This is a genomic window from Ectopseudomonas alcaliphila (assembly GCF_900101755.1).
GTDB classification, from domain to species: domain Bacteria; phylum Pseudomonadota; class Gammaproteobacteria; order Pseudomonadales; family Pseudomonadaceae; genus Aquipseudomonas; species Aquipseudomonas alcaliphila.
The window spans coordinates 68,884-86,838 of sequence record NZ_FNAE01000011.1 but is presented as its reverse complement, the minus strand read 5'-3'; the positions used below and the strand labels follow the sequence as shown (position 1 = coordinate 86,838).

The following is a 17,955-nucleotide window of genomic DNA, read 5'->3' as shown; positions in this document are numbered from 1 at the left end:
TCTGATGCTCGACTACAAACTCGACGAAGCGCTGCGCTCGCTCGATGGTGTGCAACTGGCCAAGGTGGCCGGGCGCCTGGTTCGGGTCTCCGGCATGCTGCTGGAGAGCCTCGGCTGCCAGCGCAGCACCGGCCAGCGCTGTCGCGTCGAGCAGGCCGACGGCAGCCTGCTGGATGCTCAGGTGGTCGGCTTCAACCGCGATATCACCTACCTGATGCCGTTCAAGAAGCCGGTCGGCCTGGCCGCCGGCTCGCGGGTGTTCCCGGCCAAGGACGAAGCGCTGCTGCAGATCGACGAGTCCTGGTTAGGGCGCGTGGTCAACGGCCTCGGCGAGCCGCTGGATGAGCGCGGCAAGCTCAGCGGGCGCGACCCGTTGCCGGTCGAGCTGCCCAGGGTCAACCCGCTGCGCCGTCGTCCGGTGGAGGCCGCGCTGGACGTCGGCGTGCGCGCCATCAATGGTCTGCTGACCCTCGGCAAGGGCCAGCGCGTCGGCCTGTTCGCCGGCTCTGGGGTGGGCAAGAGCGTGCTGCTGGGGATGATCACCCGGCAGACCAAGGCCGATGTGGTGGTGGTCGGGCTGATCGGTGAGCGCGGGCGTGAGGTGCAGGAATTCATCCTGCATTCCCTCGGCGAAGAAGGGCTGCGCAAGGCCGTAGTGGTCGTGGCACCGGCCAATGAATCACCGCTGATGCGCCTGAAGGCCACCGAGCTGTGCCACAGCATCGCCGCCTATTTTCGTGATCAGGGCCAGGACGTGCTGCTGCTGGTCGACTCGCTGACCCGCTATGCCATGGCCCAGCGCGAGATCGCCCTGGCCCTCGGTGAGCCGCCGGCGACCAAAGGCTATCCGCCGTCTGTATTCGGCATGCTGCCAGAGTTGGTGGAAAGCGCCGGCAACGGCGAGAGCGGCAGCGGCAGCCTGAGTGCCATCTACACCGTGCTGGCCGAAGGCGACGATCATCAGGACCCGATCGTCGATTGCGCGCGGGCGATTCTCGACGGCCATATCGTCTTGTCACGACGCCTGGCCGACGTCGGCCACTACCCGGCCATCGACATCTCCGCCTCGGTCAGCCGCTGCATGAGTCAGGTCGGTGAAGCGGCACATCTGGCCGCCGGGCGGCAGTTCAAGGAGTTCTACAGCACCTTCGAGAAGATCAAGGAGCTGATCCCGCTCGGCGGCTACACGCCGGGCATGGACGCCAAGACCGACCGCGCCGTGCAGCTGGCGCCCAGCCTCGAACGCTTCCTGCGTCAGGAGGTCGGCAGTGGCGCCGAGCTCGGCGCCAGCATCGCCACCTTGCAGAGCATCATCAAATGAAAGAACAGCTGGAAGTGCTCGGTCGCCTGGCCAGCCTGCGTGGCAACCGTGTGCAGCAGATGCTCGGGCGGGTCAGCTATCAGCAGAACCTGTGTCAGCGCTACCGCAACAACATCACCGGGCTCAGCCGCCTGTGCGGTTTCAGCGTACCGATGACCACGCCGCTGCAGCGCGACAACCAGCAGCGCTACAAGGCGACGCTGTACAAGATGGTCGAACTGCAGCGCCGCGAACTGGCGCTGGCCGAGGAGACCCTGGCGCGCATTCAGGGCGAGCTGCTGGCGGCGATGCGCAGCGAGAAGGTCATCACCCAGTTCCTTGAGGGCAAGATGGGCGAGTGGCAGGATCTGCTTGCCCGCCAGGAGCAGAAGATCCAGGATGGCCTGGCCGCGCAGGCCTGGTGGCGAACCCAGGTCAGTTAATTTTTACCCGACGCGTTTAAGTTCTTGTCGTGCCCGGTCGCTCTTAGGCCATAACACCACGCGAGTTGGATTCGAATCATGGAAATCAGCAGGCATCTCAAGCCCGGCCTTAACCCGCCCAGCGACGCTCCGGCACAGGTACAGAGCGCCCGTGCGCAATCGAGCGGCAATGCCCGTGCGAGTGTCAGCCGGGAGCCGCGTCTGGAGCAGCTGCAAGACGCCTTGCGCAGCCTGCCCGAAGTCGACCTGGACAAGGTTGCCCAGCTCAAGGCGGCGCTGGCCCGCGGCGAACTGAACAGCGATCCGGCCGTGTTGGCCGGCAGCATGCTGACCTATCACAGCGGTAGCGATGCGTGACCACCGCGCGTGAGCAACAGCTGCTGCTGGTCGTCGAGCAGGACCTGGAGCAGGACTGCGCCGACTATCTGGTGCTGCGCGGGCTGATGCAGGAGCTGTATCAGCAGTTGCTCAAGCGCGACAGCCAGCAGATCGATCTGCTCAACGAGCAGATCCTGCCGCTGGTCGACCAGGCCAAGGCCAGGGCGGAACGCCGCAGCAAGGTGCTGGCTGCCTTCCAGCTGGGCAGCGGCAATAGCGCCATGCAGAAGCTGCTGGTGCGTTATCCACAGGCCCAGCGCAATCACCTTGTTCACACATGGGAGCAGCTCGGCCAACTGGCCGGCCAGTGCAAGCGGCTCAACGAACGCAACGGCAAGCTGCTGGCCATGCACCACGAAATCCTCGAACAGCTGCTCGGCGAGCCGGGCTCGGCGCAGCTGTATGCGCCGCAGCCGTATTGAGGGGGTTGGCCTTTTAGGGGCGGCGATCCGCATTAGTCCAAGCTGAACGTTGTTGGTGGGCTGAAGCCCACCGCTACCGGCCTCAAGCGCGGGCTGCCTTATAGGGTGGGCTTTAGCCCACGCGGATCATCGTTGTTGGGTTGAAGCGGACCGCCGCCCGACCCACTCTACAGCTATGTCCCGGTCTCAAAGCGCCTGGCGCACCGTGCTAGACTCGCGCGCTTCCGATCTGTGGTGATTTCTCGCCGTGCCTCACGCCGCTCTCGCTCATCCGCCGCGCTGGCTGACCAATGCCCAGCTGCATCCACAGCCTTCTGCCGGCGTGCGCGACTGGCTGTTCAACGAGGATTCGCTGACCCGGCGCTTGACCGCGCTGTCCGCTGACGGCTTCTCGGTAACGCCGCTGCAGGAAGGCTGGCAGCGCCTGCGCGTTGACGAGTGTGCGCTGCTTGGCGTGGCCGACGGCAGCCAGGGCTGGGTGCGTGAGGTGTACCTACGGGGGCACGGTCAACCCTGGGTATTCGCCCGTAGCGTTGCTGCGCGCAGTGCGCTGGAGGGCTCGGGGCTGAATCTGGCCGAGCTGGGCAGTCGCTCGCTGGGTGAGCTGCTGTTCAGTGACCGGGCCTTCGATCGCGGTGAGTTGCAGGCCTGCCGATATCCGGCGGCCTGGCTGCCGGAAGCGGTGCGTGAAGAGCGTCTGTGGGCGCGGCGCTCGTGCTTCAGCCGTGGTGCGCTTGGTGTATTGGTGGCCGAGGTGTTTCTGCCGCAATTTTGGCAGGCGGCGGGTATCGAGGCGTAGGGTGGAAAACTGCGAAGCGTTTGCCACCAGCCATCCGTGCGACGCTTCACGGGCTGAAGGCGCCGCCGCATCTCGCGCCTGTAACGGTGGATGAAAAAAGCCTCGACTACGCGCCCCGATCCACCCTACGCCACCAACCCTCGTATAATCCGCGCAACCTGCACGGAGACGCTTCGATGTACACCCGCCTGTTGCAATCGACCACCCGCCTGCACCCGCGCGCCTGGGATTTCATTCAACTGATGCGCCTGGACAAGCCCATCGGCATCTATCTGCTGTTGTGGCCGACCTTGTGGGCGCTGTGGGTGGCGGCCGAAGGCGTGCCGAGCGCGAAGAACCTGTTCATCTTCGTCGTCGGCGTGATCCTGATGCGTGCCGCCGGCTGCGTGATCAACGACTACGCCGACCGTGACTTCGACGGTCACGTCAGTCGCACCAGGGCGCGCCCGCTGGCCAGTGGCAAGATCAGGCCGCGCGAGGCGCTGGTGCTGTTCGCCGTGTTGGTGGCGCTGAGCTTCCTGCTGGTGCTGTTCACCAATGCCACCACCATCTGGCTGTCTTTCGGCGGCCTGGCGCTGGCTGCCTGCTACCCCTTCATGAAGCGCTACACCTTCTACCCGCAGGTGGTGCTCGGCGCGGCATTCTCCTGGGGCATGCCGATGGCCTTCACCGCCGAAACCGGCAGCCTGCCGCCGGAAGCCTGGCTGCTGTACATCGCCAATCTGCTGTGGACGGTGGCCTACGACACCTACTACGCCATGGCCGACCGTGAAGACGATCTGAAGATCGGGGTCAGGTCCACCGCCATCCTGTTCGGCGATGCCGACCGGCTGATCATCGCCATCCTGCAGGGGCTGGCGCTGCTCTGCCTGCTGCTGGCCGGTGCCCGCTTCGAGCTGGGGATCTGGTTCCACGCCGGTCTGCTGGTGGCCGCTGCCTGCTTCGTCTGGGAATATCACAAGACCCGCAATCGCAAGCCGATGGCCTGCTTCAACGCCTTCCTGCACAACCACTGGGCGGGGCTGGCGATCTTCGTCGGGATCGTGCTGGACTACGCATTGCGTTAAGCGCTGCCGCGCACCTGTCATATCGCTGCAATAATTCCGTTATCTAATGCGGCGCAGACAGTTGAACGAACCGAGGCAGGACCATGGTTGGCAAGAACATCCTGATCGTCGATGACGAAGCTCCGATCCGCGAGATGATTGCGGTGGCCCTGGAGATGGCCGGTTACGAGTGCCTGGAGGCGGAGAATACCCAGCAGGCCCACGCCGTGATCGTCGACCGCAAACCCGATCTGATCCTGCTCGACTGGATGCTGCCCGGCACCAGCGGCATCGAACTGGCCCGGCGCCTCAAGCGCGACGAGCTGACCAGCGATATCCCGATCATCATGCTCACCGCCAAGGGTGAAGAGGACAACAAGATCCAGGGCCTGGAAGTCGGCGCCGACGACTACATCACCAAGCCGTTCTCTCCGCGTGAGCTGGTGGCCCGCCTCAAGGCCGTGCTGCGCCGTGCTGGGCCCAGCGACAGCGAGGCGCCGATCGAGGTCGGTGGCCTGCTGCTCGACCCCATCAGCCACCGCGTGACCATCGACGGCAAACCGGCCGAGATGGGCCCGACCGAATATCGTCTGCTGCAGTTCTTCATGACCCACCAGGAGCGTGCCTACACTCGCGGCCAGTTGCTCGACCAGGTCTGGGGCGGCAACGTCTACGTCGAGGAGCGTACCGTCGACGTGCATATCCGCCGTCTGCGCAAGGCGCTCGGTGATGTTTACGAAAACCTGGTACAAACCGTGCGCGGGACTGGGTATCGTTTCTCCACCAAGGGTTGAGAAGCTGTTTACGATCTGCTGCGCGTCGGCCCTGCTGCGTTGAAAACAGATTCGGAATGCTCATGTACAAAAGTACACTCCGCTTCCTCACCTGCTTTCGCCTTGCATGGCTCTAGCTCGCGAGATCGTAAAGCAGCTTCTGCGGGTTCGCTCTTCTGACAAGGATGCGCTCCATCGTGAATCAAGACTGGCGTGGCGCCGTGGTGCGCCGCCTGTTGCTGCTGGTTAGCGCCTGCCTGCTGCTCGGTTTCATCACCGGTGAATACGCCTGGGTGCTGGCCTGCGGTCTGGCCATTCATCTGGGCTGGACCCTGAGTCAACTGCTGCGTCTGCACAAATGGCTGCGCGAGCACAAAACCGACGAGCCACCGCCTGATGGTTACGGCCTGTGGGGCGAGGTGTTCGACAGCATCTACCATCTGCAACGCCGTAATCAGAAGGCGCGTGGCCGCCTGCAGGCGGTGATCGACCGCGTGCAGGAGTCCACTGCCGCCCTCAAGGACGCCGTGGTGATGCTCGACAGCCAGGGCAACCTGGAATGGTGGAACCGCGCAGCGGAGACGCTGCTGGGCCTGAAAACCCCGCAAGACAGCGGCCAGCAGCTGGCCAACCTGGTGCGCGACCCGCGTTTCAAGGACTACTTCGAGCGCGGCAACTATGCCGATGCCCTGGAGATTCCGTCGCCGATCAATGACCGTCGCCGCTTGCAGTTCAATATCACCCGCTATGGCAATCGTGAGCACCTGCTGCTGGTGCGTGACGTCACCCGTCTGTATCAGCTGGAACAGATGCGCAAGGACTTCGTTGCCAACGTCTCCCACGAGCTACGCACGCCGCTGACGGTGATTGCCGGTTATCTGGAAACCCTGCTGGACAACGTCGAGGCGGTCAATCCGCGCTGGCTGCGGGCGCTGCAGCAGATGCAGCAACAGGGCGCGCGCATGCAGACCCTGCTCAACGATCTACTCCTGTTAGCCAAGCTGGAAGCCACCGACTATCCGTCGGACAACCAGCCGGTGGCGGCCGACCTGATGCTACTGTCGATCAAGAACGATGCCCAGGCACTGTCCGGCGATCAACTGCACCGCATCAGCCTGGAGGCCGATCCGCACCTCAAGCTCAAGGGTAGCGAAGCGGAATTGCGCAGTGCCTTCTCCAACCTGGTGTTCAATGCGGTGAAGTACACCCCGGCCGGAGGCGACATCCGTATTCGCTGGTGGTCTGACGAGAAGGGCGCACACCTGTCGGTCAGCGATACCGGCATGGGCATCGAGGCCAAGCACGTGCCGCGCCTGACCGAGCGCTTCTATCGCGTCGACTCCAGCCGCGCCAGCAATACCGGTGGTACCGGGCTGGGGCTGGCCATCGTCAAGCATGTGCTGCTGCGTCACCGTGGCAATCTGGAGATCAGCAGCGTGCCTGGCAAGGGCAGCACCTTCACCTGTCATTTCGCCCCGGCGCAGGTGGTGCAGCGCGCGCGCTGAGTGCTTGCATTCGACGCGGCGAAGCTCCAACCTCTAGCGATCACTGGCCATCCCGAACCTTCATGGACCCCTCCACGAGTCTCCCCGTTTCTGCCTACTTCGCCGACTTCGGCCTCATGCTGTTCGCCCTGTTCCTGGTTTTGCTCAATGGCTTCTTCGTCGCCGCGGAGTTCGCCATCGTGCGTCTGCGCGCGACCAAGGTCGACGCCCTAGCCGAGGCCCATGGCTGGCGCGGACATATACTGCGCACCGTGCACAACCAGATGGACGCCTATCTGTCAGCCTGTCAGCTGGGTATCACCCTGGCATCGCTGGGGCTTGGCTGGGTCGGTGAGCCGGCCTTCGCCGAGCTGCTTACGCCGCTGCTGGTAGCGATTGGCGTGGAGTCGCCCAAGCTGATTCACGGCATCGCCTTCTTCACTGCATTCTCGATCATCTCCTACCTGCACATCGTCATCGGCGAGCTGGCGCCCAAGTCCTGGGCGATCCGCAAGCCCGAGCTGCTGTCGCTGTGGACGGCCGCGCCGCTGTACGCCTTCTACTGGCTGATGTACCCGGCGATCTTCGTGCTCAACGCCAGCGCCAACGCCATCCTGCGCATCGCCGGGCAAGGCGAGCCGGGGCCGCACCACGAGCATCATTACAGTCGTGAAGAGCTCAAGCTGATCCTGCACTCCAGCCGCGCCACCAGTGACAACGACCAGGACCTGCGCGTGCTGGCTTCGGCGGTCGAACTGGGCGAACTGGAGGTGGTGGACTGGGCCAACTCGCGCGAAGACCTGATCTTTCTCGAGCTCAACGCCAGTCTGGATCAGGTGTTCACCACCTTCCGCCGCCACAAGTACAGCCGCTACCCGATCTTCGACGAGAGCAAGGGCGAGTTCGTCGGCGTGCTGCACATCAAGGATCTGCTGCTGCACCTGTCGCTGCTGGAGATGTTGCCATCGGCGCTGAAACTGGCCGATCTGATGCACCCGCTCGAGCGCGTCAGCCGGCACATGCCGCTGTCGCAGCTGCTGGAGCAGTTCCGCCAGGGCGGCGCGCATTTCGCCCTGGTCGAGGAGGCCGACGGCAAGGTGATCGGCTACCTGACCATGGAAGACGTGCTCGAAGCCCTGGTGGGCGATATTCAGGACGAACACCGCAAGGCCGAGCGCGGCATCCTCGCCTACCAGCCGGGCAAGTTGCTGGTGCGTGGCGACACGCCGCTGGCCAAGGTCGAGCGACTGCTGGGCGTCGACCTCGACCATATCGAGGCCGAGACCCTCGCCGGGCTGATCTACGAGACCCTCAAGCGCATGCCTGACGAAGAGGAAGTGCTGGAAACCGATGGCCTGCGCATCATCGTCAAGAAGATGAAGGGGCCCAAGGTGATCATGGCCAAGGTGGTCAAGCTGGATTGATTTTTCGTGCGCCTGGCCGGGGGCTCGCTACCCGGTCAGGCCGCATCTCCTCTGGCCTGCGTCGAAATCAGCGTTTCGCTTATGATCGATCGGTCAGCTTCGCTCTCAGAAAAGCTCCGCAAATCCTTGTGCAGCAAGGACTATTACCGTTCGTCGGGTTAGTCGAATCCCTCCTGGCAGAGGCAGTCTAGGTACTTGCGTCCCACCTCCCGGTGAGCGGCGTTATCCACTCATTGCCAAGGAAATCGTCATGCAGCTGTCCAGCATAACCCCCAAAGCAACACTCGCCCTGTGCCTGGCGGGCGCCTCGCAGGCCTATGCAGACTCGGTCACCGACCCCATCTCGACCTTCGGTGTCATCGCTTCGCACAACCAGTACAAGCTCACCGTGGACGATGAAAGCGACAAGGAGCGCCTCAATCAGGGCGGTCTGTTCTACCACTTCGGTAACAAGCTGACCGGGCAGGAAGGCTTCATCTACCAGGCGGGCATCGAAGGCCAATACCGTGACAAGGACGATGTGGAATACAAGTCCGCACGTGCCGATATCGACCTCGGCCTGCGCGCCGCGTTGAGCACCAACAACTACGTCGACGTGATCGTCGGTGGTGGTTACGACTGGGGCCGTATCGAGCAGGACGACGTCGGTCCGTTCGACAGCAACGTCAAGCTGACCAGCAAATCGCCCTTCGCCAAGGCCGGCCTCGGCTACAACTACCTGACCCCGGACTACACCCTGCGCCTGGAAGTGGGGGCACGCTACTCCATCAATTCCGAAGCGCGCCTGAAGGTCGATGGCGACAGCGACTCCGTGGACCTCAAGGACAAGGTCAATCCCTACGGTGAGCTGACCATGCTGTGGAACAAGGGCATCAACAACCTGCCGATCAGCACCAGCCTGTACTACACCCAGACCCGCTATGAGCTCGACAGCAACAGTGCCGTCGCCGAGCGCAGCAAGCTCAAGCAGGAACAGGTAGGCCTGCGCGTTGGCCTGGCGTTCTAAGACCGCCCAACGAACCGCCCGCGCTGTCGGGCGGTTTTTTCTCGATACAGATCCCCGCTGCGCTGCAAAGGCGTAAGCACGAGCGAGTTTCTTCCCGCTGCGGCGCGACACCCAACCTCTGGTTGGCCTGCCGAGTCGCTTCTGGCCAGCTGTCGCCCGATCCAGTAGGGTGTGATCCCGCCCCTTTCCCCAGAAGACGTGTCAGCCTTGGGGCAGGTGTGGAGAAGGGCGCCTCGATGTAATCGGGCGCACCTGAACCCTTCTGGATCAATGGTGACGGTCAGCGGGCCGTCGCGTCGTTTGTGTAGCGAGGAATCACAGCATGAGTGCACCAGTCGTCATCATCGGGACCGGCCTGGCGGGTTACAACCTGGCCAAGGAGTGGCGCAAGCTCGACACGCAGACGCCCTTGCTGCTGATCACCGCTGACGACGGCCGCTCCTATTCCAAGCCGATGCTCTCTACCGGCTTCGGCAAGAACAAGGATGCCGACGGTCTGGCCATGGCCGAAGCCGGCGCCATGGCCGAGCAGCTCAATGCGGAGATTCGCACCCATACCCACATCACCGGCATCGACCCTGGCCACAAGCGCTTGTGGATCGGCGAGGAAGCCGTGCCCTACCGCGATCTGGTGCTGGCCTGGGGCGCCGAGCCGATTCGCGTACCGGTGGAGGGTGATGCCCAGGACGCGGTGTTCCCGATCAATGATCTGGAGGACTACGCGCGTTTTCGCAGCGCCGTGGCCGGCAAACGTCGCGTGCTGATCCTCGGCGCCGGCCTGATTGGCTGCGAGTTCGCCAATGACCTCAGTGCCGGCGGCTATGAGGTCGAGTTGCTGGCACCCTGCGAACAGGTGATGCCCGGCCTGTTGCATCCGGCAGCGGCCTCTGCCGTGCAAGCCGGCCTGGAAGGCCTGGGCGTGCGTTTCCATCTTGGCCCGGTGCTGGCCAGCCTCGACCGCCAAGGCGATGCGCTGCAGGCGACGCTGTCCGATGGCCGCCTGATTCCGTGCGACGCGGTGGTCTCGGCCGTCGGCCTGCGCCCGCGCACCGCGCTCGCTGCGGCAGCCGGTCTCGACATCAACCGTGGGGTGATGGTCGACCGCCAACTGCGTACCTCGCACGCCAACATCTACGCCCTGGGTGACTGCGCCGAGGTCGATGGCCTCAACCTGCTCTACGTCATGCCGCTGATGGCCTGCGCCCGGGCGCTGGCCAAGACCCTGGCCGGTGAACCGACGGCGGTCAGCTATGGGCCGATGCCGGTGACGGTAAAGACGCCGGTGTGCCCGCTGGTGGTCTCGCCGCCACCGCGTGGCAGCCAGGGCGAATGGACGGTCGAAGGCAGCGGCAGCGACATCAAGGCGCTCTGCCGCGAGGCTTCCGGAGCGCTGCTCGGTTATGCGCTGACCGGCGCTGCCGTGCAGGAGAAACTGGCACTGAACAAGGAGTTGCCGGCGCTGCTGGCATGATTGCCTGCCGTTCTGTCGGATACGCCACGAAATTGCCTGGTTAAACTGTCCGACGAGACTGGCGCAGTGCGATGCGGCATGCCATTCTCCCAAAGGTCTGCCGCAGCGCAGAGCTGTTGCGGCGCCTTGGGCGCTGTTCTGGAAGGACAGCACGGACACAACAACAAAAAACCGTCAAAGAGGCATCTATGCGTAAACCGGAACTCGCCGCCGCCATCGCCGAAAAGGCTGATCTGACCAAGGATCAGGCCAATCGTGTACTCAACGCCGTACTGGAAGAAATCACCGGTGCACTGAACCGCAAGGACAGTGTGACCCTGGTTGGCTTCGGTACCTTCGTCCAGCGCCACCGTGGCGCCCGCACCGGGAAAAACCCGCAAACCGGCCAGCCGGTGAAGATCAAGGCCAGCAACACCGTCGCCTTCAAACCGGGCAAGTCCCTGAAAGACGCGGTCAACTGAGCTCGTTAACCCGGAGCCGCTCGGCTCCGGGTTCCCCCTACGCAGCCAAGCTGCGAAATTCGCCGATACAGCCATGCTTTAGACAGGCTGTAGTCCTGCAAGAAAACCACTACAATGCGCGGCCATCATCTTCGATCACGAGTGCCAGTGCATGAAATTCCGTTTTCTTCTGTGGATGCTGGGCCGCCTCATGGCTAAGGCCAGCCGTGAAAATCCGGCGTTCCGCCAGCAGCTCGAAGGTCGCGATATGGTCTTCCAACTGCATACGCTGGATGGCAAGGTCGCCCGCCATTTCATCGTGGCCGGTCAGCGCGTGACCAGCAAGCGCGGCACCGCCAAGGACCCTGCCTTCGCCATCGGCTTCAAGGACGCCGCCTACGGCTTCGAAACCATGACGGCAAAGAACAAGCAGCTGGCCTTCATGCAGGGCATCCAGAACAAGGACATCCAGATCCAGGGCAACCCGGCGCTGGTCATGTGGTTCCAGGGTCTGACCAAGTATCTGATGCCGAAGAAAAAGGCCGAGGCCCCGAAAAAGGCCGCCTGATCGGCACCGCTGCGCGTCGCGGCTGGCCGCGACGCTGCGCTTTGGTTAGGCTGCCAGGACGTTCCTGTGGAAAGCCTGACCATGCGTCTTTTCCTGCTACCCCTGCTGTTGCTGGCCGCCACCACGGCGCGGGCCGAGTCAGCGTCTGCCAAAGCCCTGTTACCACTGTTCGAGCTCGCCGGTATTCATCTGCTCTGCGAACAGAGCGCGCCGTTGCTGCAGCGTGGCCAGGATGAAGCCCAGCAGAAGCGACTCGCTCAGTTGTTCGCTGGCGAAGTCTTTTGTCTGGACCTGGCCAAGCGCGTCGGGGCCCGCTTCGATGCGGCGCAAGGCGAGCAGGCCCGTGAGCGTCTCGATAGCCCGCTGGCGCAGCGCTTCACCGCCGCCGAGCGGGCGGTCGGTGAGCAACTCGAAGGCCTGGCCGAATACCGCCAGCGCCTGCAGGAGCAGCCGCCACGAGGCGCGCGCCTTGATCTGGTGAAGCGTCTCGACGCTGCCGCGCGCACCACCGAACTGGCCAGCCTGCTGCGTTACGAAGTCGGCAAGACCCAGGCCTTGTTGGCGCTAAGAGCACGGGGCGAAAATCTCAGCGAGACCGAACTGCAGGCGCAGACGCAAAAACAGGCGGACGCCATTCGCCAATCCAGCGAGCAGGCGGTGGAAACCTTCATGTTCTATGCCTATCGGCAGATGCCCAGTGATCAGCTTGCCGAGTATGTGGCTCTGTACGAGCATCCCAGCGTCAGCCAGCTGCTGGCCATCAGCCTGGAAGTGGTGCCGCAGCTATTCGCCGAACGCCGCGAGCAGCTACGCAAGGCCGTGGGCAAGCAGTAGGGCGGCCCGGAGCGCCGGCCGCTCGCGAGCAACTACGCAAGACGGCAGGCAGGAAGGCAGGCCTCAGGGGGAGGGCGCAGGAACCTGAGCCGCAGCCGCTCAGTGCGGCTGTTGGAACTGCGCTGCCAGTTCACGCAGGGCGACCTCGGCACTGAGTACCTTGCTCACCGCGTCCTCGGCTTTTTCCCGGGTCAGCCCCAGGGCGTCGAACAGCTCATCAGGAATCTCGCTCTGCGGCCCGGCACCGATACCCCGGTTGCGCAGCAGGCTGACCGCCAGGCACACCAGGTTGGGGAAGGCCGCGCTGTCGCCGGCATAAGACGGGTCGTGCTGAAAGCGCAGGGCGCTGGACAGCTCTTCCGGCATATCCCAGTGGCGCATCAGCCAGGCACCGATCTGCTCGCGGGTGATACCCAGCAGGTGCTGCTCGATATGCCCGGCAGGCAGGTGCGGGTTGACCTCCAGGTGACGGCAGATCAACGAGAAGTGCGGTGGGAACACGTGCGCCAGGACCAGGTAACCGAAGTTGTGCAGCAGACCGGCCAGGTAGGTCAGGCCGGCTTCCGGGCGCTGTGCGCGCGGCATGGCGCGGGTCAGGCCCTCGATCACTGCAGCGGTATAGATCGCTTGCTGCCAGTAAGGGGTGGCGTGCTGCGGCTGATCCTTGGGCAGGCTCAAAGTCTTGCCCAGTGCGAGGCCGAGCGCCAGGTTGATCACCAGGTCGAAGCCCAGCACACGTACGATGGCATCTTCCACCGAGCGGATCTTGCCGGGCGCCGCGTAGTAGGGCGAGGCTGCCCAACTGACTACCTGGGCGGCCAGCGCAGGATCGGTCTCGACCACGCCGGTGATGTCATCGACGGTGGCATTGGGGTCGACACGCAGCTTGATGATCTTCTGTGCGGTTTCCGCCAGCGGTGGAATCTCGATGGTCTCTTCCAGGCGCTGCTGGATGCGGCGCGCAGTGAAGGCCTGCACGGCCTGGGTGATTTCCGCGCGGTCATCATGCGGGCGATCAAGGTTCGGTTTGATCGCGCTGACCGGCTCACCGAAACGCGCAGCGCTGGCCTTGCTCAGCAGCGCCTTGAAGGCTTCGGTGGGGATTTCCAGCAAGACACCGGGCTGGCCGGACTCGATCAGCAGACTGGGCACCTGCAGCAGACGCTCTTCGTACAGGCAGGGCGAGCTGGTCAGGGGCGGTAAACCCGGCAGGGCGGCCAGATTGTGCTTGCCGAGCATGCGCTCAAGGCGTTCCGGCTTGACCGCCGTGAGCTGGCGCCCGGTCAGTTCGGCCAGGCGCGACAGATCCAGCATATGGCTACGCGGATAGAGCACCAGCAGGGCACCGATGGCATCGTCCACCAGCACGGCCTGCAGACGTGCCTCGCTTGGCTGATCCGGGCGCTCAGCGCATACCTGATAGGGTATGGCGAGTTTTTCCAGCAGTTGCACGATCACGGCGGGCGGCTGCGCAGAGGCGTTGGCGGCGAGGGCGGCTTCAGTCATATCGATATCCAGCGTTGGCGCATGTGCCTCGGAGTATAACCAGCGAGGATTTGCGCAAAGGTTCGTGGCGACGGTTGTCCTGTGAACAGGTTCACACTTGACCGTATTGCTGGCCGTGACGCAACCAGCGTTCCAGCAATGGAGCCACATGTTGCGGCCAATGTTCCAGAAGAGCTTGCGCGGCATCGCGCACGGCGGGTAACAGGTCGGCATCGCGCATCAGATCGGCGACCTTGAATTGCAGCAGACCGGTCTGCCGGGTGCCGAGCATTTCACCGGGGCCGCGCAGTTCGAGATCCTTCTCGGCGATGACGAAGCCGTCGGTGGTTTCGCGCATGATCGCCAGGCGTTCGCGGCCCAGTTGCGACAGCGGCGCATGGTAAAGCAGCACGCAATGGCTGGCGGCGCTGCCACGGCCGACCCGGCCACGTAGCTGGTGCAACTGGGCCAGGCCCAGGCGTTCGGGGTTCTCGATGATCATCAGGCTGGCGTTGGGCACGTCGACACCGACCTCGATCACCGTGGTGGCCACCAGCAATTGCAGCTTGCCCTGCTTGAACTCATCCATCACTGCCGCCTTTTCGGCCGGCTTCATGCGCCCGTGGATCAGGCCGACGCGCAGCTCGCCCAGTGCCGCGGAAAGCTCCTCGAAGCTGGTCTCGGCGGCCTGGCAGGTGAGCTCTTCGGATTCCTCGATCAGGGTGCACACCCAATAGGCCTGGCGCCCCTGCTGGCAGGCATTGCGTACGCGCTCGACCACTTCGATGCGGCGGCTGTCGGCGATCACCAGGGTATTGACCGGGGTGCGCCCCGGCGGCAGTTCGTCGAGGATCGAGGTGTCCAGGTCGGCGTAGGCGCTCATCGCCAGGGTGCGCGGGATGGGCGTGGCGGTCATGATCAGCTGATGCGGGCTGAGGCGCCCGTCGATGCCTTTCTGCCGTAGCGCCAGGCGCTGCTGCACGCCGAAGCGGTGCTGCTCGTCGATGATCACCAGGGCCAGGCGCTTGAACTTCACTTCGCCCTGGAACAGGGCATGGGTGCCGACCACCATCGGGCAGCCGGCGGCGATCTGCTCCAGCGCGGCTGCGCGGGCCTTGCCCTTGAGCTTGCCGGCCAGCCAGGCGACGTCCAGGCCGAGCGGTGCCAGCCATTTGCTGAAGTTGAGAAAGTGCTGCTCGGCAAGGATCTCGGTCGGCGCCATCAGCGCCACCTGATAACCGGCCTCCAGCGCCTGCAGGGCGGCCAGGGCGGCGACCACGGTCTTGCCGGCACCAACGTCGCCCTGCACCAGGCGCAGCATGGGCTCGCTCTGCGCCAGGTCGTAGGCGATCTCGGCGCCGACGCGCTGTTGCGCGCCAGTCGGGGCAAAGCCGAGGTTGGCGAGGTATTGCTGTGGCAGCTGCTTCGCTGGCGGCAGGGCCGGCGCCTGCTGCGCACGCACCTGTTCGCGCAGGCGCTGCAGGGACAATTGATGGGTCAGCAGCTCTTCGAAGGCCAGGCGATGCTGGGCCCAGTGGCGGCCCTCGGCGAGCTCTTCGACATCGGCGTCCGGCGGCGGTCGGTGCAGGTAGCGGATAGCCTCGTCCAGCGGCGCCAGGCGATAGTCGCGGGCCAGCTCATCGGGCAGCCAGTCTGGCAGGCTGCGTGGGCCGAGGCGCGCCAGTGCTTGCTGGCTGAGCTGGCGCAGACGTTGCTGGGTCAGACCCTCGGTGGTCGGGTAGATGGGCGTCAGGCTCTGCTCCACCGGGGCCGGTTCGTCGCCGCTCTGCGCGCGGTATTCCGGATGGTAGATCTCCAGGCCGGTAGCGCCAGGGCGCACTTCGCCGTAGCAGCGCAGCGCCGTGCCGCGTTTCAGGCCTTCCTTCTGCGCCTGGCTGAAGTGGAAGAAGCGCAGGCTCAGCGTGCCGCTGCCGTCCTGCAGGCGCACCAGCAGGCTGCGGCGCCGCCCCATGACCACGTCGGCACCGGCAACGATGCCCTCGACCACGGCATCCTGCCCCGGGCGCAATGCGCCGATGGGCGTGATGCGGGTGCGATCCTGATAGCGCAGCGGCAGGTGAAAGAGGACGTCTTGCAGGTTTTCCAGGCCGACCTTGGCCAGTTTCTCGGCCAGCGCGGCGCCCACGCCCTTGAGCGCGGTGACGGAGACAGCTGCCAGTTCGCTCACTTCTAGCCTCAGACGGCCTTGGTCTGCGGGCTGCGGGCGACCGAGCAGAGGCGGATGGAGTCGGCCAGCACCTCGATGGCGTTGGGGCGCGGGAAGCTGGCGCGCCAGGCGATCGCCACGGTGCGGAACGGTACCGGCGCACTGAGCGGACGCACTTCGATCACGCCCGGCGCGTAGTGGTGGCTGTCCACTGCCGAGAACGGCAGGATCGATACGCCAAGACCGGAGGCGACCATATGGCGGATAGTCTCCAGCGAGCTGGATTCCACCGTGGTGTGCTTGCCGTGGTCGTCACCGCCCTTGCGCAGGGTCGGGCAGGCTTCCAGCACCTGGTCGCGGAAGCAGTGGCCTTCGCCGAGCAATAGCAGGCTCTTGTCGTTGAGCAGCTTGGTGTCGATGGTCTCCATCGCTGCCCAGGGGTGACCGGCGGGCAACAGGGCGTAGAAAGGCTCGTCGTACAGCGGCTTGGTCAGTACATCGGCCTCCTGGAAGGGCAGGGCGATGATGATGGCGTCGAGTTCACCGGTGCGCAGTTTGTCGCGCAGGATATGGGTGAAGTTTTCCTCGATGTACAGCGGCATGTCCGGGGCAACCCGGTGCAACTGCGGAATCAGATGCGGGAACAGATAAGGACCGACGGTGTAGATGGCGCCGATCTTCAGCGGTGCAGTCAGCTGGTTCTTGCCGGCCTGAGCCAACTCACGAATGCCCTGGGCCTGCTCCAGCACCTTCTGCGCCTGGGTGACGATACCCTCACCGACTGGAGTCAGGCGCACGGCGCTCTTGCTGCGCTCGAAGATCAGTACGCCGAGCTCGTCCTCCAGCTTCTTCACGCCGACCGACAGGGTCGGCTGGCTGACATGGCAGCGCTCGGCGGCGCGGCCGAAGTGCTGTTCCTGGGCGAGGGTGACGATGTACCGCAGTTCGGTGAGGGTCATAGTGTTTATCCATTAAATTGCCGACAAGCATAGCCTTTGCAAACAGATGAACCAACCGGGCTAAACTGCGCCTTTGCATAAATGTCTTGGAGAAAAGCATGTCGGGATGCAACAGCCTGCTGATTGCCGGGTGTGGAGACGTCGGTACCCGTCTCGGCCTGCGTATGGCCGAACAAGGCTGGCGCGTGGTGGGAATGCGCCGCAACGTGGCCGCGCTACCGACCGCCATCGAGCCGTTGGCCGGCGATCTGCATAGCGACGCCTGCCCGCCGGGTTGGCCGCAGGGGCCGCTGGATTACCTGGTGTACTGCGCTGCGGCCACCGAGCACGATGAGGCCGGCTATCGCGCCGCCTATGTCGAGGGGCTGCGCCGTGTGCTGAACTGGCTGGCTCAGCATGGCCAGCGACCGCGCCGCATCCTGTTTGCCTCCAGCAGCGGGGTGTATGGGCAGCAGGAGGGTGAGTGTGTCGACGAGGACTCTGTGGCCGCAGCGCAGAGCTTCTCTGCCGTGATCATGCGCGAGGCCGAACGTGTCGCGCTCGACAGCGGCCTGCCGGCGACCACGGTGCGCTTGACCGGTCTCTATGGTCCCGGCCGTGAATGGTTGCTGAGCCAGGTGCGCGGCGGCTATCGCGTCAGCGAGACGCCGCCGCTGTATGGCAACCGTATCCATGTCGATGATGCTGCCGGCCTGTTCGCAACGCTATTGCAGGCGGATGCCGCAGGTGTGCCATTGGCCGATTGCTACCTGGGCGTCGACGATGAACCGGCGCCACTGCACGAGGTGGTGAGCTGGCTGCGTGAGCAGCTGGGCGTAAGCCACTGGAGCGACGAGCAACGCGTACGCCGCGCCGGCAGCAAGCGTTGCAGCAATGCCCGCGCCCGTGCGCTGGGCTGGGCGCCGCAGTATCCGAGCTACCGCGAGGGCTATGCGGCGATCCTCGCCGGGCGCTGA

Annotated in this window: 18 protein-coding genes; 15 read left to right on the top strand and 3 right to left on the bottom strand. The window is 64.5% G+C overall.

Features of this window, described 5'->3' with window-relative positions:
• Nucleotides 1-4: 4 nt before the first annotated feature.
• The 14 genes from fliI to BLR77_RS23005 all read left to right on the top strand — a co-directional run bounded on the left by fliI (nt 5) and on the right by BLR77_RS23005 (nt 12,388).
• A complete protein-coding gene (fliI, locus tag BLR77_RS23070; RefSeq protein ID WP_017676087.1) occupies nt 5-1,321 on the top strand; it encodes a flagellar protein export ATPase FliI in 1,317 nt (438 codons plus the stop codon).
• The gene (locus BLR77_RS23065; RefSeq protein ID WP_074682274.1) at nt 1,318-1,743 is read left to right on the top strand and encodes a flagellar FliJ family protein; all 426 of its coding nucleotides are present in this window, start codon (nt 1,318-1,320) and stop codon (nt 1,741-1,743) included. Before fliI ends, BLR77_RS23065 begins: the two co-directional genes overlap by 4 nt.
• Before the next feature lie 78 nt (nt 1,744-1,821).
• Nucleotides 1,822-2,100 carry a flagellar biosynthesis anti-sigma factor FlgM gene (gene flgM, locus BLR77_RS23060; protein ID WP_074682272.1) on the top strand — a complete coding sequence of 93 codons (279 nt, stop codon included), beginning with the start codon at nt 1,822-1,824 and terminating at the stop codon, nt 2,098-2,100.
• Nucleotides 2,097-2,543, top strand: a complete 447-nt coding sequence (gene flgN / locus BLR77_RS23055) for a flagellar export chaperone FlgN (RefSeq protein WP_074682270.1) — start codon at nt 2,097-2,099, stop codon at nt 2,541-2,543. The genes flgM and flgN overlap by 4 nt, the downstream gene beginning before the upstream one ends.
• Before the next feature lie 247 nt (nt 2,544-2,790).
• Complete coding sequence (locus BLR77_RS23050; protein WP_074682268.1) at nt 2,791-3,342, top strand: chorismate--pyruvate lyase family protein; 552 nt, start codon at nt 2,791-2,793, stop codon at nt 3,340-3,342.
• Nucleotides 3,343-3,518: 176 nt separating this feature from the next.
• Nucleotides 3,519-4,409 carry a 4-hydroxybenzoate octaprenyltransferase gene (gene ubiA, locus BLR77_RS23045; protein WP_074682266.1) on the top strand — a complete coding sequence of 297 codons (891 nt, stop codon included), beginning with the start codon at nt 3,519-3,521 and terminating at the stop codon, nt 4,407-4,409.
• 83 nt (nt 4,410-4,492) lie between these two features.
• The gene (gene phoB, locus BLR77_RS23040; protein ID WP_072426159.1) at nt 4,493-5,182 is read left to right on the top strand and encodes a phosphate regulon transcriptional regulator PhoB; all 690 of its coding nucleotides are present in this window, start codon (nt 4,493-4,495) and stop codon (nt 5,180-5,182) included.
• 164 nt (nt 5,183-5,346) lie between these two features.
• On the top strand, nt 5,347-6,666 hold the full coding sequence (gene phoR, locus BLR77_RS23035) for a phosphate regulon sensor histidine kinase PhoR (protein WP_074682264.1): 1,320 nt from the start codon (nt 5,347-5,349) through the stop codon (nt 6,664-6,666).
• Nucleotides 6,667-6,728: 62 nt separating this feature from the next.
• Entirely contained in the window at nt 6,729-8,069 is a 1,341-nt protein-coding gene (locus BLR77_RS23030; protein ID WP_074682262.1) for a hemolysin family protein, read from the top strand.
• Nucleotides 8,070-8,319: 250 nt separating this feature from the next.
• Complete coding sequence (locus tag BLR77_RS23025; protein ID WP_074682260.1) at nt 8,320-9,075, top strand: outer membrane beta-barrel protein; 756 nt, start codon at nt 8,320-8,322, stop codon at nt 9,073-9,075.
• Between the two features lie 322 nt (nt 9,076-9,397).
• The gene (locus tag BLR77_RS23020) at nt 9,398-10,546 is read left to right on the top strand and encodes an NAD(P)/FAD-dependent oxidoreductase (RefSeq protein WP_074682258.1); all 1,149 of its coding nucleotides are present in this window, start codon (nt 9,398-9,400) and stop codon (nt 10,544-10,546) included.
• 188 nt (nt 10,547-10,734) lie between these two features.
• Complete coding sequence (locus BLR77_RS23015; RefSeq protein ID WP_003242571.1) at nt 10,735-11,007, top strand: HU family DNA-binding protein; 273 nt, start codon at nt 10,735-10,737, stop codon at nt 11,005-11,007.
• 151 nt (nt 11,008-11,158) lie between these two features.
• On the top strand, nt 11,159-11,554 hold the full coding sequence (locus BLR77_RS23010) for a helicase (protein ID WP_074682256.1): 396 nt from the start codon (nt 11,159-11,161) through the stop codon (nt 11,552-11,554).
• Nucleotides 11,555-11,635: 81 nt separating this feature from the next.
• Nucleotides 11,636-12,388, top strand: coding sequence for a hypothetical protein (locus BLR77_RS23005; RefSeq protein ID WP_174578069.1), 753 nt, complete (start codon nt 11,636-11,638; stop codon nt 12,386-12,388).
• A gap of 99 nt (nt 12,389-12,487) precedes the next feature.
• Here the strand turns inward: BLR77_RS23005 and BLR77_RS23000 are convergent, their stop codons facing one another.
• From BLR77_RS23000 to BLR77_RS22990, 3 genes are all read right to left on the bottom strand, one after another.
• On the bottom strand, nt 12,488-13,894 hold the full coding sequence (locus BLR77_RS23000; RefSeq protein ID WP_074682252.1) for an aminoacyl-tRNA deacylase and HDOD domain-containing protein: 1,407 nt from the start codon (nt 13,892-13,894) through the stop codon (nt 12,488-12,490).
• A gap of 91 nt (nt 13,895-13,985) precedes the next feature.
• Nucleotides 13,986-16,061 carry an ATP-dependent DNA helicase RecG gene (recG, locus tag BLR77_RS22995; RefSeq protein ID WP_074682250.1) on the bottom strand — a complete coding sequence of 692 codons (2,076 nt, stop codon included), beginning with the start codon at nt 16,059-16,061 and terminating at the stop codon, nt 13,986-13,988.
• 8 nt (nt 16,062-16,069) lie between these two features.
• The gene (locus BLR77_RS22990) at nt 16,070-16,999 is read right to left on the bottom strand and encodes a hydrogen peroxide-inducible genes activator (protein ID WP_024310059.1); all 930 of its coding nucleotides are present in this window, start codon (nt 16,997-16,999) and stop codon (nt 16,070-16,072) included.
• A gap of 98 nt (nt 17,000-17,097) precedes the next feature.
• Here BLR77_RS22990 and BLR77_RS22985 point away from each other — a divergent pair, with 98 nt between their 5' ends.
• On the top strand, nt 17,098-17,955 hold the full coding sequence (locus BLR77_RS22985) for an NAD-dependent epimerase/dehydratase family protein (protein WP_074682248.1): 858 nt from the start codon (nt 17,098-17,100) through the stop codon (nt 17,953-17,955).

Excerpts from the sequence above, each read along its gene's own strand:
- fliI (WP_017676087.1), top strand. The coding sequence starts at position 5 with ATGCTCGACTACAAACTCGACGAAGCGCTGCGCTCGCTCGATGGTGTG.
- BLR77_RS23065 (WP_074682274.1), top strand. The coding sequence starts at position 1,318 with ATGAAAGAACAGCTGGAAGTGCTCGGTCGCCTGGCCAGCCTGCGTGGC.
- flgM (WP_074682272.1), top strand. The coding sequence starts at position 1,822 with ATGGAAATCAGCAGGCATCTCAAGCCCGGCCTTAACCCGCCCAGCGAC.
- ubiA (WP_074682266.1), top strand. The coding sequence starts at position 3,519 with ATGTACACCCGCCTGTTGCAATCGACCACCCGCCTGCACCCGCGCGCC.
- phoB (WP_072426159.1), top strand. The coding sequence starts at position 4,493 with ATGGTTGGCAAGAACATCCTGATCGTCGATGACGAAGCTCCGATCCGC.
- phoR (WP_074682264.1), top strand. The coding sequence starts at position 5,347 with ATGCGCTCCATCGTGAATCAAGACTGGCGTGGCGCCGTGGTGCGCCGC.
- BLR77_RS23030 (WP_074682262.1), top strand. The coding sequence starts at position 6,729 with ATGGACCCCTCCACGAGTCTCCCCGTTTCTGCCTACTTCGCCGACTTC.
- BLR77_RS23025 (WP_074682260.1), top strand. The coding sequence starts at position 8,320 with ATGCAGCTGTCCAGCATAACCCCCAAAGCAACACTCGCCCTGTGCCTG.
- BLR77_RS23020 (WP_074682258.1), top strand. The coding sequence starts at position 9,398 with ATGAGTGCACCAGTCGTCATCATCGGGACCGGCCTGGCGGGTTACAAC.
- BLR77_RS23015 (WP_003242571.1), top strand. The coding sequence starts at position 10,735 with ATGCGTAAACCGGAACTCGCCGCCGCCATCGCCGAAAAGGCTGATCTG.
- BLR77_RS23010 (WP_074682256.1), top strand. The coding sequence starts at position 11,159 with ATGAAATTCCGTTTTCTTCTGTGGATGCTGGGCCGCCTCATGGCTAAG.
- BLR77_RS23005 (WP_174578069.1), top strand. The coding sequence starts at position 11,636 with ATGCGTCTTTTCCTGCTACCCCTGCTGTTGCTGGCCGCCACCACGGCG.
- BLR77_RS23000 (WP_074682252.1), bottom strand. The coding sequence starts at position 13,894 with ATGACTGAAGCCGCCCTCGCCGCCAACGCCTCTGCGCAGCCGCCCGCC.
- BLR77_RS22990 (WP_024310059.1), bottom strand. The coding sequence starts at position 16,999 with ATGACCCTCACCGAACTGCGGTACATCGTCACCCTCGCCCAGGAACAG.
- BLR77_RS22985 (WP_074682248.1), top strand. The coding sequence starts at position 17,098 with ATGTCGGGATGCAACAGCCTGCTGATTGCCGGGTGTGGAGACGTCGGT.